General features: G+C 41.6%; 13 protein-coding genes. 3 read left to right on the top strand and 10 right to left on the bottom strand.

From position 1 onward, the window contains the following. Nucleotides 1–41: 41 nt before the first annotated feature. From ACTJKA_RS13250 to ACTJKA_RS13240, 3 genes are all read right to left on the bottom strand, one after another. Nucleotides 42–1,130, bottom strand: a complete 1,089-nt coding sequence (locus ACTJKA_RS13250) for an SEC-C metal-binding domain-containing protein (RefSeq protein ID WP_171464947.1) — start codon at nt 1,128–1,130, stop codon at nt 42–44. 193 nt (nt 1,131–1,323) lie between these two features. After that, nucleotides 1,324–2,262 (bottom strand): response regulator, encoded by a 939-nt coding sequence (locus ACTJKA_RS13245; protein ID WP_254000979.1) that lies wholly within the window; start codon nt 2,260–2,262, stop codon nt 1,324–1,326. A 4-nt stretch (nt 2,263–2,266) separates the two neighbouring features. Continuing rightward, complete coding sequence (locus ACTJKA_RS13240) at nt 2,267–3,553, bottom strand: ATP-binding protein (protein ID WP_039963229.1); 1,287 nt, start codon at nt 3,551–3,553, stop codon at nt 2,267–2,269. 518 nt (nt 3,554–4,071) lie between these two features. On the opposite strand from ACTJKA_RS13240, the gene ACTJKA_RS13235 reads away from it, so the two are divergent. Both ACTJKA_RS13235 and ACTJKA_RS13230 read left to right on the top strand, forming a co-directional pair. Further along, entirely contained in the window at nt 4,072–5,052 is a 981-nt protein-coding gene (locus ACTJKA_RS13235; RefSeq protein ID WP_017366545.1) for a glutaminase, read from the top strand. 33 nt (nt 5,053–5,085) lie between these two features. Further along, complete coding sequence (locus ACTJKA_RS13230) at nt 5,086–6,513, top strand: alanine/glycine:cation symporter family protein (RefSeq protein WP_171464945.1); 1,428 nt, start codon at nt 5,086–5,088, stop codon at nt 6,511–6,513. 39 nt (nt 6,514–6,552) lie between these two features. On the opposite strand, the gene ACTJKA_RS13225 is transcribed toward ACTJKA_RS13230, so the two are convergent. From ACTJKA_RS13225 to ACTJKA_RS13210, 4 genes are all read right to left on the bottom strand, one after another. Then, on the bottom strand, nt 6,553–7,413 hold the full coding sequence (locus ACTJKA_RS13225; RefSeq protein ID WP_171464944.1) for an alpha/beta fold hydrolase: 861 nt from the start codon (nt 7,411–7,413) through the stop codon (nt 6,553–6,555). A 157-nt stretch (nt 7,414–7,570) separates the two neighbouring features. After that, nucleotides 7,571–7,936 (bottom strand): VOC family protein, encoded by a 366-nt coding sequence (locus ACTJKA_RS13220; RefSeq protein ID WP_008342155.1) that lies wholly within the window; start codon nt 7,934–7,936, stop codon nt 7,571–7,573. A gap of 100 nt (nt 7,937–8,036) precedes the next feature. Beyond that, the gene (locus tag ACTJKA_RS13215) at nt 8,037–9,419 is read right to left on the bottom strand and encodes an amino acid permease (RefSeq protein WP_057078617.1); all 1,383 of its coding nucleotides are present in this window, start codon (nt 9,417–9,419) and stop codon (nt 8,037–8,039) included. 67 nt (nt 9,420–9,486) lie between these two features. Beyond that, nucleotides 9,487–10,995: a class I adenylate-forming enzyme family protein gene (locus ACTJKA_RS13210; protein ID WP_171464943.1), complete on the bottom strand. Its 1,509-nt coding sequence runs from the start codon at nt 10,993–10,995 to the stop codon at nt 9,487–9,489. 262 nt (nt 10,996–11,257) lie between these two features. Here ACTJKA_RS13210 and ACTJKA_RS13205 point away from each other — a divergent pair, with 262 nt between their 5' ends. Continuing rightward, nucleotides 11,258–11,695: a MarR family winged helix-turn-helix transcriptional regulator gene (locus tag ACTJKA_RS13205; protein WP_007498406.1), complete on the top strand. Its 438-nt coding sequence runs from the start codon at nt 11,258–11,260 to the stop codon at nt 11,693–11,695. Nucleotides 11,696–11,716: 21 nt separating this feature from the next. On the opposite strand, the gene ACTJKA_RS13200 is transcribed toward ACTJKA_RS13205, so the two are convergent. The 3 genes from ACTJKA_RS13200 to ACTJKA_RS13190 all read right to left on the bottom strand — a co-directional run bounded on the left by ACTJKA_RS13200 (nt 11,717) and on the right by ACTJKA_RS13190 (nt 14,678). Next, nucleotides 11,717–12,850 carry a zinc-dependent alcohol dehydrogenase gene (locus tag ACTJKA_RS13200; RefSeq protein WP_035390568.1) on the bottom strand — a complete coding sequence of 378 codons (1,134 nt, stop codon included), beginning with the start codon at nt 12,848–12,850 and terminating at the stop codon, nt 11,717–11,719. Nucleotides 12,851–13,011: 161 nt separating this feature from the next. Continuing rightward, nucleotides 13,012–14,034, bottom strand: a complete 1,023-nt coding sequence (locus ACTJKA_RS13195; RefSeq protein ID WP_060780726.1) for a quercetin 2,3-dioxygenase — start codon at nt 14,032–14,034, stop codon at nt 13,012–13,014. A gap of 80 nt (nt 14,035–14,114) precedes the next feature. Beyond that, complete coding sequence (locus ACTJKA_RS13190) at nt 14,115–14,678, bottom strand: TetR/AcrR family transcriptional regulator (protein ID WP_025206681.1); 564 nt, start codon at nt 14,676–14,678, stop codon at nt 14,115–14,117. Nucleotides 14,679–14,716 lie beyond the last annotated feature (38 nt).

Raw genomic sequence — 14,716 nt, 5'->3', positions numbered from 1 at the left:
AAAAAAGACGCTGGCCCTTAAAGGCCGCGTCTTTTCTAATGTTATACAGTCGTTTCTTGCTCTTCTTTCACCGCTTTTTCAATGTCTTTAAATCGGCTCGATACAGTGGACGCACTAATGCCATACTTTTTAGCAACTTGTGCTTGAGAAAGCGGGGCATCGCTTGCAAGTGAATGAATATAATATTCGATTCCAGCAGCAAATGACGCCACTTTACGGATCACAGGTGCTTTCTGATCACAGTAAGCTTTCCAAACTGTTAAAGCGCCATCTGTCAGGCTTTGGTCACCGTGCTCTTTCATCCCGTCTTCAATCAGCTTGGCTGTTTCCAGCTGAACGTCACTCGCCCAGTCCATCCGATCTGCTGATAGTCCTACTGTACTTCCTTCTGTTTGAGGAGGCGCTTCTGTTTCTTCAACTTCTTGCTTCGCAAACATACACTTTAGCACTTCAGGGAAGGCTTCTCTCATAAATGTGCTGCGTGCTCCTCCGTTTACCTCATGTGCTTCAACGAGCTGGCGAACCTGAAGAAGAAGCGTATCAGTAAACTCTTTCGCAAACATCGTATATTGAATGAAAAACTCTGCCTTTTCTTCAAACTGAACAGGGAAACCTAGAACAAGACTACCTTTCTCTGGCAGCACAGTTTGAACCGGCTTCACATCAACTTCAACCTTCTCAGCTGTCACCATATTCTCAAAGTAAAGAGATTCGTCCGTTTTTTCATTTAATAAAAGCAAAGATGGCTCCATATCTGTCCAAGATTCAACCACTTGTCTAGTTTTAGGCCGGGTAATATCTTCTGCTTTTTTTGTCAGGAATTCTTGGAAGATGGTCTCTTTCTTATCTGTTAATGGGCGGAAGAAAATGCCCCATACACTCAAATGAAAGACTGAGATTTGTTGCGTTTCTTTATCCATATCTGCTAGGAAAGAAAACTCATTAATGAATTGATTGATCGCTCTCTGATGCTTAGAGAACGCATAATTCATTAAATCCTTTTGAACTTGTACAGCTTCCTTAAACACAAGCTCAGACGTTTGTTCTCCGCCTGATTTTTGACCACAGCAATGTTTATATTTTTTTCCGCTTCCGCATGGGCAGAGCGCATTTCGTTTAATTTTTCCCAAAATAAAACCTCCGACATTCTAGTCTAACCTCACTATTTTAACAAACGATTGCACAGGAGAGTTTTATTTTCAAGAAAAAAGAAAAATCAGAATGATCAGATAAATAACAAAGACGTCTAAAAGAGCAAGGCGGCTCATAGTCAAAAGCACTCTGTCTCTGTTTAATTTCTCCAATCATTCCAATAGATTTCCCTCAGCTCATCCCTTCGAATAGCTGCTTTGCTTCAAAATAAAAGATTTGCACGAACTTTTTCGTATTGACTCTGCCTGTTGACCCTGCGGATGAAGAAGTCTTCTGCATTTCTTTCATTCTTTGGCTGACATCAGTGAAATCAAAAAACTTCGACGCATAGTGCTCAAATTTAGGGTTTGAAAAATCTGTAAGCCCTAGTGATGCGAAATGATTTAAGGAATGATGGATGGCTCGTCTAATTCGCTGCTCTGCTGCTTTCACTTCCCGCATCACTTCCACATCCGACGCACCACGACCAAGCTTTCGTTCCGCCGTTTTGATAAATAGCTGCTTTAATGGCGGAAAATTCACCTCATGAGAATTGGCTGTCTGCGTTTCATGTAAGTAGATCAATATCTCTAGTAAATCCTTAGAGCCACTCTCTCCGACAATTCCTAATTCAGATAGGAGGAATTCTCCTGCCTCTTTCATCGTTCTTCGCTTTAATCCAGTACCTGTCTCATGAGAAATCACTGGCTCTAATGGCAGCACATGTCGAAGAGAAGCTTGAATATCGTAAATTGATTTTTCCAGCTTGATCCGCTCCATGACCTTTCGAATGACACTGACAATTTCAATTCGATTGACAGGTTTATGAATATAATATTCAATTCCAAGTTCATAGGCTTCTGCCATCATCTCTTTTGCTTCTACTTGAGATATCATGATGACCTTGCCTTTGAATTCAGGGTGAATATGACGTATGGTTTGAATGCCGTCTCTAGCTGGCATTAAAAGATCAATCAGAAGGATGTCTACTTTTTTCAGGTTCAATGAATGCGCCTCTAATCCAACACCATCATCAGCCTCATCCACGACCTCTCCCAAATCCTCATCCTCGATGATCTGACCTAAAATCGAGCGTATTGCACGATCATCATCTGCAATGAAAAATCGCATACACTCACCCTCTCTGTATTAAATTTTTTATCGGAAGGACAAGCTGAAAAGCTGTTCCTTTCGTTTCTTTCTGCTCAATCTGGATTTGACCGTCCAGCTCTTGAACCAGCTCTCTCACATAGGATAAGCCAATCCCAGTTGACGGTGTTCCATATGCATCAAATTTTGAAGTATATCCAGGATCAAATACAATCTCTCTCAATTTCTCAGGAATACCCGGTCCATCATCCTCGACCCGAACCTCTATTTTATCATGACTGCCTTTTAATACGAGTGAGATGGCTCCATCATGCTTAATTGCTTCAACTGCATTTGCCATTAAATTATTAATCAGCGATAAGAAAATGAACACATGATACTCATGCAAGTGAATGCCTTTTATATCAGATGTAAAGGAAATGTTCTTCCCGAGAGATAGCGCATATTTCTCTTGAATGCGAATCACGATTTGAACAAGATCCTCTGCCCTCATATAATCTTGCATATTTTCCTTTGAAATCAGCTTTGAAAGCCCGGCGTAAATACGCTGATTGTCCTTTTTGACTTCATGTATTTCCCCTGCAAGTTTCAGCAGCTCCTGACTCACTTTCTTTCCTGCCTCATGTTCATTCAGCAGACGATAGAGCCGATAGGATTCTTGCGTTATGTGCTCTGTATGATTTAACGTTTTCTTTAAATGAACTGTTTCCTCATATAAATTTGAAATGACCATCATCATATGCTCATTTTGCTTCATGATTTGTTTCTCTCTTGATTGTGCCTCATACAGCCTCATCATATTAAAAAAGCTGATGACCACGAAGCTGTGAGCAAATGCAATGAGGATCATATCACTCAGCTTTGAGAAAGTCATGGTTGTATCAAACACTAAAAATTGTACAAACAGCTCAACAAAATCAGCAAGCAGTTCAATCATCAGTCCGATCAGCCCAATAAAAATGGAACGCTGCTTGAAACGTCCTGTACGGACAACAAAGAAAAGAAAAGCATAAGTAAAGTAAAAAAAGAAGCTCGGAAACTGCTGATAAAATGACAGAGCCAAATCAGCTTTTTGCTGAATAAGGTCTAAACCTACCCGAAATAGAACAATGGCTGCGCCTGTTAAAAACCCTGGCAGCAATGGTCTTGATTTTCTTAAAAGTAATAAGCAAAAGAAAAACGCAGGTGCCCCAAAACTAATGCGAAATGTTTCATTCACAGGATAAAACTTCAGCTCTCCCGCAAGCGGCACAATGACGATCATAAAAATCAAAATAAATGCGTCTTTTTTGACAAGCTGGTTTAAACTCAAATGACTGACATCCCTTCCCCTGTTTACATAGCCACAGTATACAAGGAGACTCTTTGCTTCACAATGAGCAAAAAAATTATTTTCACGGCTACTTCTCTCTTCAAAATCATTTTTTATGACTATTCTCCGAGGAGGCATGGTGACCTTTCAGCTATCCTACGATTTGGAGATTGTCTACAATAATGGGAATTGTTTAGATAATTGTATGCAGACTGATTTTTTATTTGTAAGTTTTTCTGTAGATTTTCGTCAGATTGTGTAGTTTCCAAGATAAATTGAATAAATAATTTTAGTGAAACTATATGTAAGCGTTTTCTTACTTTTCACTAAAAACCCTTTTTGTTGTTTCGCCGCCAAAGCCTTCATTTGAACATATATTTAGGTGTAAAGGAGTGGTACAAGCAGCGCATGACAAGTTCTTTGAAGATGTGTAACATGTTTTCGTGCCTATTTGATCGCATTTTTTGTCATCCGCCAATTCAATAGGGTACTTTTTGATTTTTGATTGGAGGAATCGTATGAAAACAGCAATTTCTAATAATACACAACACGCATGCCAGTCTTCTGTTGATCAATGGGCAGAAGAAATACGTCCGTATTACAAAAACGGGCAGAACGCTGGCTACATTCCAGCACTCGGAAAAGTAAATTCCTCTCAACTTGGTATCAGCGTGATAGGCCCAGATGGATCATCTGTACGTTATGGTGATTGGGACGTTCCCTTTACCCTGCAAAGTATCTCAAAAGTCATCAGCTTTATAGCTGCCTGTTTAGGAAGAGGCGTTGCGTACGTCTTGGATCGGGTAGATGTAGAGCCAACTGGTGATGCATTTAATTCCATCTACCGCCTTGAGATGCATAAACCAGGGAAGCCCTTTAATCCAATGATTAATGCTGGAGCTATTACCGTATCCTCCATCCTTCCTGGAAAGACTTCTACAGAAAAGCTAGCATATATTTTCGATTTAATCGAAAACTTAATAGGTAAGCGTCCTTCTGTTAATGAAGAGGTTTATCAATCAGAATGGGCAACTGCACACCGCAACCGGGCACTTGCTTATTATTTAAAAGAAACCAATTACTTAGAATCAGATGTCGAGGACACGTTAGAAGTGTATTTAAAGCAATGTTCCATTGAGGTCACAACAGAGGACATCGCCTTGATTGGACTGATTATTTCAAGTGATGGCTACCATCCCTTTAAACAAGTCCAAGTCATCCCAAAAGATATCGCAAGACTAACAAAGGCATTGATGCTGACATGCGGCATGTACAATGCGTCTGGTAATTTTGCCGCTTTCGTAGGCGTTCCAGCCAAAAGTGGTGTGTCTGGAGGAATCATGGCTTGCGTTCCGCCAAGCGCAAGAAGAGAATTCCCATTTCAGACAGGCTGCGGTATCGGCATTTATGGTCCTGCCATTGACGATTGTGGAAATAGTATTACCGGTGTCATGATGCTGAAGAAACTCGCCAAAGAGTGGGATCTCAGTATTTTTTAAAAAGAACAGTGATGAATTCGAAGAGGTGATGTTATGAACGAAAAAGCTTTGCTATCTTATTTAACAACTACAAATGATTTTATTTGGACTTATCTAATCATTGCTCTGTTACTTGGAGTAGGGGTCTACTTCACATATAGATCACGCTTCCTGCAAGTCAGAATGCTGAAAGAAATGCTGCGTGTTCTAAAAGAAGGAAGAAAAGAAAAAGAGGGAATCTCACCGTTCCAAGCTTTTGCCATCAGTATGGCAGCACGTGTAGGAACAGGGAATATCACAGGGATTGCCATCGCTATTGCGATCGGTGGACCTGGCGCAATCTTCTGGATGTGGATCGTCGCGATTATCGGTTCTGCTTCAAGCTTTGTTGAAAGTACACTAGCTCAGGTGTATAAAGTAAAAGATAAAACAGGATTCCGCGGTGGACCTGCTTATTACATGGAAAAAGGGTTAAATAAGCGCTGGATGGGGATTTTATTTGCCATCCTGATCACGATCTCTTTTGGGATTGTCTTTAACGCAGTGCAATCAAATACAATCACCGTCGCTTTTAAAAACTCTTTTGGCCTAGATCGTTTAACTGTCGGAATCGTTATGGCTGTTATTTTTGCGTTCATTATTTTCAAAGGAATCAAAGCGATTGCAAAAGCATCTGAATATATTGTCGTTTTTCTTGCCGTTGCTTACATCGGGATTGCTTTCTTTGTCATTATCACAAATATCACTGAACTACCAGGTGTCATCAGTACGATTGTGAAGCATGCTTTCGGATTTGAACAGTTTGCCGGCGGTACATTAGGTGGAGCATTGTTACAAGGGATTAAACGCGGTCTCTTCTCAAACGAAGCCGGTATGGGTAGTGCCCCTAACGCAGCAGCAACTGCGGTCACGAGCCACCCTGTCAAACAAGGGTTAATCCAAGCATTTGGTGTGTTAACAGATACGTTAATTATTTGTACAAGTACAGCCTTTCTCGTCTTGTTCTCTGATGCGTATAAAACAACCAATCTGGAAGGAATTGAGCTAACTCAGGCTTCATTAAGCCAGCACATTGGCCCTTGGGCTTCTGGATTCCTAGCCATTATGATTTTCTTATTCGCTTTTAGTACGTTAATTGGTAACTATTACTATGGTGAAACGAACATTGAGTTCTTGGGAGCGAATAAAATTTGGCTCAACATCTATCGTGTGGCTGTCATTGGCATGGTTCTTTTCGGAGCTGTTGCGACTGTTCCTCTCGTTTGGGGTCTAGCCGACTTATTCATGGGTCTCATGGTCATCGTCAACCTCATTGCCATTACCATGTTGTCCAAAGTCGCCTTTGCAGCACTGAAGGATTACATGAGACAGAAAAAAGAAGGCAAAGATCCTATTTTCTATAAAAATGCCGTTCCAAACAATGAAGAGATTGAATGCTGGGACGACGAACCTGTTTCCTTGAAAAAGAATCAAATCGGATAAAACAAAAAAGCTCTGGTCATATGATCAGAGCTTATTTCTTTATGCTAAAAATTCGAGAATGAGCTTATTCACGACATCTGGTTTCTCATGATTGATCCAATGAGTCGCATCATCGACAAAAATCAGCTGTCCATTTGGGCAAATTTTGATCGTTTCTTTTGCGAGCTTTCTGCTTAGAAACTTATCCTCCATTCCCCAGATCATGCGGACAGGCACGAGAATTCGTTTGGAAATCGGTTTTTCAAAGCCGCCTTTTTTAATCGCTCGATACCAATTCAACATGGACGTAATGGCTCCCGGCTGCGTCCATGCCAGCTTATAGCTTGAGACATCTTCCTTCGTGAACAAATGAGGTCTTGTAGACAGTCCAATTGCTTCATCCAGTCTTTGAAAGTGATTTTCTTGAAGGGCTGCCTCTGGTACATTTGGAAGCTGAAAGAACGCGATATAAGAGCTCTTCTTCCACTGCGGCGGATAAAACGGAAGGACCTTCATCATCACACGAGGATGCGGCATGTTGACGATGATTAATTTCTCTACATATTGAGAACGGGTTGAAGCAAGGTGCCAAGCAACCGCTCCGCCCCAATCATGTCCGCCGACAATGGCCTTTTGATTTGGGCTCAGTGCCTTAATTAATCCCACGATATCATCTCTTAATTTGTCTAAGACGTATGATTCGACTCCTTCTGGTTTGTCACTCAGATGGTATCCCCTTTGATCAGGAACAACGACACGATACCCTGCCTCAGCCAGGGGGCGGATTTGATTTTTCCAACCATACCAAAACTCAGGAAATCCATGCAGCAGAACCAGCAGTGGGCCATCTTCAGGACCATCCATTGCTGTATGGAGCTTTATGCCGTTTGTTTGAATATATTGAAACTCAACTTGATCCATTCCTTTTCCACCCTTTCCCCATGTCTTATCATTCTTCCAACATAGCATATTTTCCATTTTTCAGAAAATAAAAACACTCACAAAAAAACCTTCACAAGGGTGAAGGTCTCAGATTACTGACAACGAATGCGAGGGTTTGTCTTCACGCAAAACGTCTTTATTTCATATAATTCAGCACCCATATCAAACCATTCTTCCGATCTTGTACTTGTCCATGAAGTGCGCCAAAAAACGTATCCTGTAATTCGACCAGTACATCTCCGTCAGCTTCAAGCGCCTCGTATACAGCCTTTAACTCTTCCTCATTGTCAAACTGCATGATCAATCGAAGATTCTCCGGTTTTGGTGTGCGGCCAAATGTATCTGAAAAGTGGAGCAGTGATTCTCCAAGGTGCAGCTCAGCATGCAATACACGGTCTTGATGTTCATTTAAGATACGAATATCTCCGCCAAAAATTCCTTGATAATATTGAAGAGATTCTTTGACGTCTTCTACGACAATATAAGGACTAACGCTGATCATTTCCCTCATCCTCCTCTTGTTCCGTTCATTATCTCTTATATAGCTTATCCCAAATCGTATGAAAAAAGGCACAAATCGTCAACGGATTTGCACCTTTTTCTTAAGCAGATTTCGCTAATTCACTGTGTTTGTTAGAATATGCTGCGTACATGACGACACCGATCATCAGCCAAACCCCGAAGTACAGCCATGTCCGGCCTGGTAAATTGAGCATCAGGAACACACAACAGCCCATCGAGATAATTGGCAAAACCGGTACAAACGGAACCCGGAATCCCCTTTCCAGCTGTTTATGTGTCTTTCTCAAAATGAGTACGGATAAGCTCACCATCGCAAACGTTAATAATGCACCGATATTGGCTAGGTTGGACAGATCCTTCAAATCAATAAACCCTGAAATAACAGCTGTCATCCCGCCAATCACCCATATACTTACAACAGGTGTATCACTTTTGTTTGTTTTTGAAAACACTTTAGGCAAGAGCCCGTCCCGCCCCATCGCAAAAGCAATTCGAGTTGCCGCATAATTATTGGCGAAAATCACAGCCATCAATCCAATGACAGCTCCGACAGAAATAATACCAGCCACGCTATGTTGATGGACACTTTGCAATACATAAGACATTGCCTCTGTCACATTCAACTTCGTATAGTGCACCATACCTGTCATGACCAAACAAACGACAATATAAATGATCGTACAAATGAGCAATGAACCAATAATGCCAATTGGCAGGTTCCGCTGTGGATTTTTCACCTCTTCTGCAGAAGCCGAAATGGCATCGAATCCTAAAAAGGCAAAAAACACAGCAGCGGCACCAGCAATAATCCCTTCCGTACCAAACGGCATGAACGGCTGCCAATTGGCTGGTTCTACATAAAAACCACCTACTACAATGAAAAGAACAATAATGCCAAGTTTCACAAACACCATGATATTATTGAATTTTTTACTTTCTTTCGTTCCTCTAGATAGGATCCACGCAATGAGTAAAGCAATGATAATTGCTGGCAAATTCATATATCCGCCTTGTTCTGGACCAGCTAAAAATTGATGTGGAATTGAGATTCCAAACCCCTCCAGCAGGCTGTTAAAATAACTCGACCAGCCACTCGCTACAGCTGAAGCAGTCAGCATATAAACAGATAATAACGTCCATCCCATGAGATGACCTACGAGCTCACCCATTGTGGTATATGAATAAATGTACGCACTGCCGAACACAGGCAGCGCGGAAGCCATTTCTGCATAACAAAGTGCCGCTAAACTGCACACAATCGCTGCGATCGCAAAGGAGAAAATAACAGCCGGTCCTGCATCCTTAGCTGCTGTAATTCCGGTTAACACCATGACCCCCGTCCCAATCACAGCCCCTATGCCAAGGAGCGTGAGATCGAGCCCGCCCAGTGTTTTCTTTACCTTTTGCTGTCTGCTCTGTTCTAACAAATCGTGAATGTGTTTCTTACGAAGTATATGTCGCAAACCCTTTCCCTCCAAAACGTTAGAAAAACAAAAAAATCATTCAAATTTCATTATAGCAGAATAGGTCCTACGCATTCACAACCAATTCACGTAAATCTTTCTTCATGATTTTACCAAGTTTATTTTTTGGCAGATCCTGCGTGAAATGAATGGATGGCACTTTGTAATCTGCTAAACGTTCCTTGCAGTAATTCAACACATCTTCTTCGCAGAAATCGACAGATTCGTCTTTTACGATATACGCACTTGGTACTTCGCCATATAAGTCATCTGGTACCCCAATGACAGCAGATTCAATTACACCTGGAATTTGATCAATGACCTCTTCCACTTGGTCAGGATAAATATTATCCCCACCGTATAGAATCACATCTTTGTATCTCCCTGTGATGTAAAGAAAACCGTCTTCATCCAGATAGCCTGCATCTCCCATATGGAACCAGTCATCTTTGAGCACTTTCTCTGTCGCTTCAGGTTGATGATAGTAGCCTAAGAAATAAAATGGGCTTCTCATGACGACCTCACCAATTTCTCCAGCTGGGAGCGCCTCCTCTGTCTCAGGATGCACGATTTTGACTTCTACATCCGGATCCACTTTACCAGCAGAGCCCATCTTATCCTCACCCATCGCTGGATGCCACGCACTCACAACCCACGCTTCTGTACTTCCGTAGCCATGCATCATCTGAATGCCTACTTCTTTGTAATCTTTAATTAAGCGTACCGGTACCTTCGTACCACCAGAAATCGCAATTTCAAAAGATGAGAGATCGTACGAACTGCGCTTCATTTCTTCTAGCATGTACGTATAAGCTGATGGGAAAGCCATCATAAACGTAATTCTTTCTTTCTCAATCGTTTCTAAAATGCGTTTCGGTGTTGCATCATGTAAGAAGACTAACGTATACCCTTCAATTGCAGCTGCAATCAGGTGATTAATAGAACTCATATGATACAGCGGATGACTTGCCAAGTATCGTTTTCCTTTCAGATCAAATCCTCGATTCCCACGTCGTGTTAAAAATTGATAGATTCGTCCATGTCCGACCATACAGCCTTTTGGATTGCCTGTTGTACCTGAAGTGAATAAAATCATGGCCAAATCTTCTTCTGATACCTGTTCAGCAAGATCACTTCCATCATTAGACGCCAATATGTCTTCAAACAGCTGTGTTGTTTTCGCATTGACACCAGATTCCACCATGAGACAATCTTCTAAAGACACATTCACTGCCGCAATAATGTCACGGAATTCACGGTCAAAAAATAAAGCCTTTGGCTCTGCTTTTTTCAAGATACCTTCTAGCTCAAAAGAGGTAAGCTGCCAGCTAAGCGGTACGGCGACTGCACCTGCTTTAATGGCTGCCAGCATAATCGTAGAAAAGTGATGATGGTTTTGACAAATAAAGCACACCCGGTCACCTTTTCGAATTCCTTTACGATGTAAGTAATGCGCTAGCTGATCAATGCGTTTTGCATATTCTTCAAATGTATAAGACACACCTCCGCCAGTTACCGCTTCAATTTGTGAAGAGCGTTCCATTCTGTCGTTTAGTAATGCCTGTAAAGTATTCAATATCTTCATCTCCAAACGTTTGATGTCCAATAGCCAATTTCCAGTGAATTGGATTGGCAGATTTTATCTCATTCACATTCTAAAATAAAAAGAGGTGAAAGTAAAATCATTTCATTTTGGAATTGTTCCTTTTATTAATTGATAATATAGGTAATTTTATAGCCGTCTTCCATTTTGGTTTAAATGATGATGCTTATTATGATAAGATAGACCTAGTAATTGATCGGAAAATGCGAATGCAATAGGAAAAGAGGTATGGAGAATGCAACATTTCGAGCTAGAGGCAAGTTTGTTAGACCATGCACTGACAAAGTATTTAAAGGCGACGAAACGAATAGATGAAGAGAATATCCCCAAAAACGTCACGAATGTAAAAGGGTTTATTTTACGCATCATCTACCGCCATCAATCATGTACTGTGAAAAATATTCTGCAGGAAGTTTCATTATCTCCCTCCGCAACAACAACCGCTCTCAATCACTTAGAAGATGAAGGGCTAATTATCCGCTCTAGAAATAACAATGACCGCCGTACGGTATGGATTACACTCTCTGAATCAGGTGAACAAATCGCCAGACAAATGATCGACAATCGTCAGCTGCTTGTCAATCAACTGTTCAATCACCTATCAGAAGAAGATAAAAAAACATTTTTTGAATTAATCGAAAAAATGATGGACGAGCGCACATTAAAGGCTTAGGAAATATCCTAAGCCTTCTTTTTATGGCTTTAAGATGACTTTTATACAATCATCTTGTTTTTCATTGAATATGTGATACGCATGAGCTGCATCATCTAGCGGTAATTGATGCGTGATGATCGCTCTAGGATCAATTTCCCCGGTTGTCACTTTTTGATAAAGCTTTGACATGTACCCTCTCGCCGGTGCCTGTCCCATTTTCAGCGTGACGTTTCTTGCGAAAAAAGCACCCAATGGGAACATATTGTAAAGACCTCCATACACACCCGTCAGCTGAACAGTCCCGCATTTCCTCACGGCTTTTGTGGCAATTTGAATGGGCCCTATCGTTCCGCCTTGCAGCTTGAGCTTCTGTTCAATCTTTTCAAGCGGTGACTTTTTTCCATCCATCCCCACACAATCAATGACAACATCCGCCCCGCCTTTAGTGAGCTCTTTTAGGGTTTCTCCCATGTCAGGGTCTTCTGTAAAATCAAATACTTCTACGCCGCTCATTCGTTTTGCATGGTGAAGGCGATAGTCTATGTAATCAACAGCAATGACCCGCTCTGCTCCCTTTTGCCAAGCAAATTGCTGTGCCATTAACCCAACAGGTCCACACCCCAGCACAATGACTGTATCCCCCTTTTTTACACCTGCGTGTTCTACACTCCAATAAGCAGTTGGCAGAACATCTGATAAAAACAGCAATTGTTCATCCTCTAGCTCACAATCATCCGGTACCTTAAATGGTGTATAGTTTCCAAAGGGCACACGTAAATATTCAGCCTGTCCTCCGGGGTAATTCCCATATTTCTCACTGTATCCAAAAAGTCCGCCTGAATCATAATGGGGGTTTGAGTGATCGCATTGACTTTCTAGATGATGATGGCAATACTGGCATTGACCACATGCCACGGTAAATGGAATGACGACACGATCTCCCTTTTTCACCGCAGTGACATCCGGCCCGACTTCCTCTACCACCCCCATCGGTTCATGCCCAATCACATAGCCGATAGGAAGCGGGAAATTCCCTTGATATAAATGTAAATCTGACCCACAAATAGCTGTAGATGTTATCCGAACGATGACATCTTCACGATCTTGTATAGATGGTGCAGCTACTTCCTTCACCGCAATGCGGCTTTTCCCTTGATAGGTGACAGCTCTCATCTGCATTTCCTCCTTTAGTTCAAGTCATCATTTCTATAGCTTCACCTTGAATGGATGGTTCATGCATATGAATATGGATGCTGTTCCATAAGGGAAAACAAAATAACCCGCCGATTGATTCAGCAGGTTGTTTACTTCAATATGTGTAACGCGTTACACAGCTATTTTTCTTCGACAAACACCAAATCATACTGAGCAGAGGTCTCCCCACCCTCCATCCTGTTCCCGTCCTGTATAAAATAAGGGCACATACCTGGACTTTGTGCTTCTTCAAATTGTTCAAACACTTGCTCAATATAGCCAGGCAGCAGCAAAACCAACATTTTATTTGAATGAGACACGAATTCATACAAGTGAACGGTATTTGGAGGAATATAGGCAAAATCCCCTGGCATCAAGCAAATATTTTCTCCGTTTAACTGAAGATTGATTCTGCCTTCAACACAATAAAGTGCTTCTGTATGCATTTCATGATAATGCGAACGTAACCCTTTTCCCTTTGTCCCTTCAATCACAAAATAACTAAATCCGTCTCCTGTTGTTTCCGTTGTCGCAATCAGCTCATGAAGCTGACCTTCGACCATGTATTGCTTTCCTTCACCAGCCTCCAGCACATATGGCTGCACTGCGCGCGGGAGCTGACTATGAAACAAAACAGCTGGCTTGGTTGTATTGGATAGCTCTCTAATGCCATGCATCAACATGATATCGCTTTCTTTTTCAGCCTGATGAAAGCTGTCTGCATCAAATGGGTGATCAGTCATCGGCCATTCATTCTGCAACAGCCTCTTTCCGATTTGCTGATAGACATCTGTCATTTGCCCGCCCAATGTATAAGAAATAAACCGTGTTTTGTGACTATGCATTCTATAGCCATGAATTGTTTTGGGCGGAATATGAATATAATCACAGGCCGTCACCATATACTTTTTACCGTCCAGTATCACTTCCAGCTTCCCTTCCAGCACAAAGATGGTTTCAAATAGCGTCTCATGACAATGCAGCGGAAAGTAAGCACCTTTCCCACCTGTGATTAAGACAAGCTCAAACAGTTGATTTGTTTGATTTGCTTCTGCCAGCACATGTACAAGCTGATTTTCCAAACCATACAGCTCCCCCGAACCAGACACGGTATAAAAAGAGGTACCTTCGGATTGCTTGATCGATTGTGGTTGCTCCGACATCCCATCACTCCTCATGACTAATTGACTATCTTTATTATATAGACCAATTGATATAATAGATAGGCAATATGCGAGAGATTTTACTCTTCTCGCATAAATAAGTGTCTAAGGTAACATTTTACGTGCTCTAAAGGTGTCGTTTGCTTTAATGCAGTAGTCATTGATAATCCGCCGATGACCATTGAATGAAGGAGAGATGCCCGCTCATCCGCTTTTGTTTCATCATATCCGCTATTCATCAGCTTTTCTTTGACAAGCTCTTGCCAGCGGATCATTTCTTGTTTGCATGCAGCATGAAGTTTTGTATGTTCAGGTTTTGACTCAGCCGCCAGTAAGACAATCGGTATCCCTCTTTCACTTTCTTGCTCCATAAAACCCCGAATAATATTTGTCATAAAATGATCGACGGCGACATATGGGTCATCAGAATAGGCAAAGCTTTCTTCAATTTGATCGATGACCCTTTGACTCATATATTCAACGGCTGCTATGGCTAGCTCTTCTTTTCCATTTGGAAAGTAATAATAAAGAGATCCTTTCGGCGTGCCGCTCTCTCTAATGATTTGATTCAACCCTGTCGCATGATACCCCTGTTTACGTAAAAGAAGTGCGGCCGTTTGAATGATTTTGTCCTTCGTACTCACGTGTGACACTCCTTTCCTCCATAGACCAACGTCGATGC

The sequence above is a fragment of the Bacillus sp. 22190 genome (assembly GCF_052045575.1).
GTDB lineage: Bacteria > Bacillota > Bacilli > Bacillales > Bacillaceae > Bacillus > Bacillus altitudinis.
Note: the sequence above shows the minus strand (reverse complement) of the source record. Positions and strands in the feature narration are given on the sequence as shown.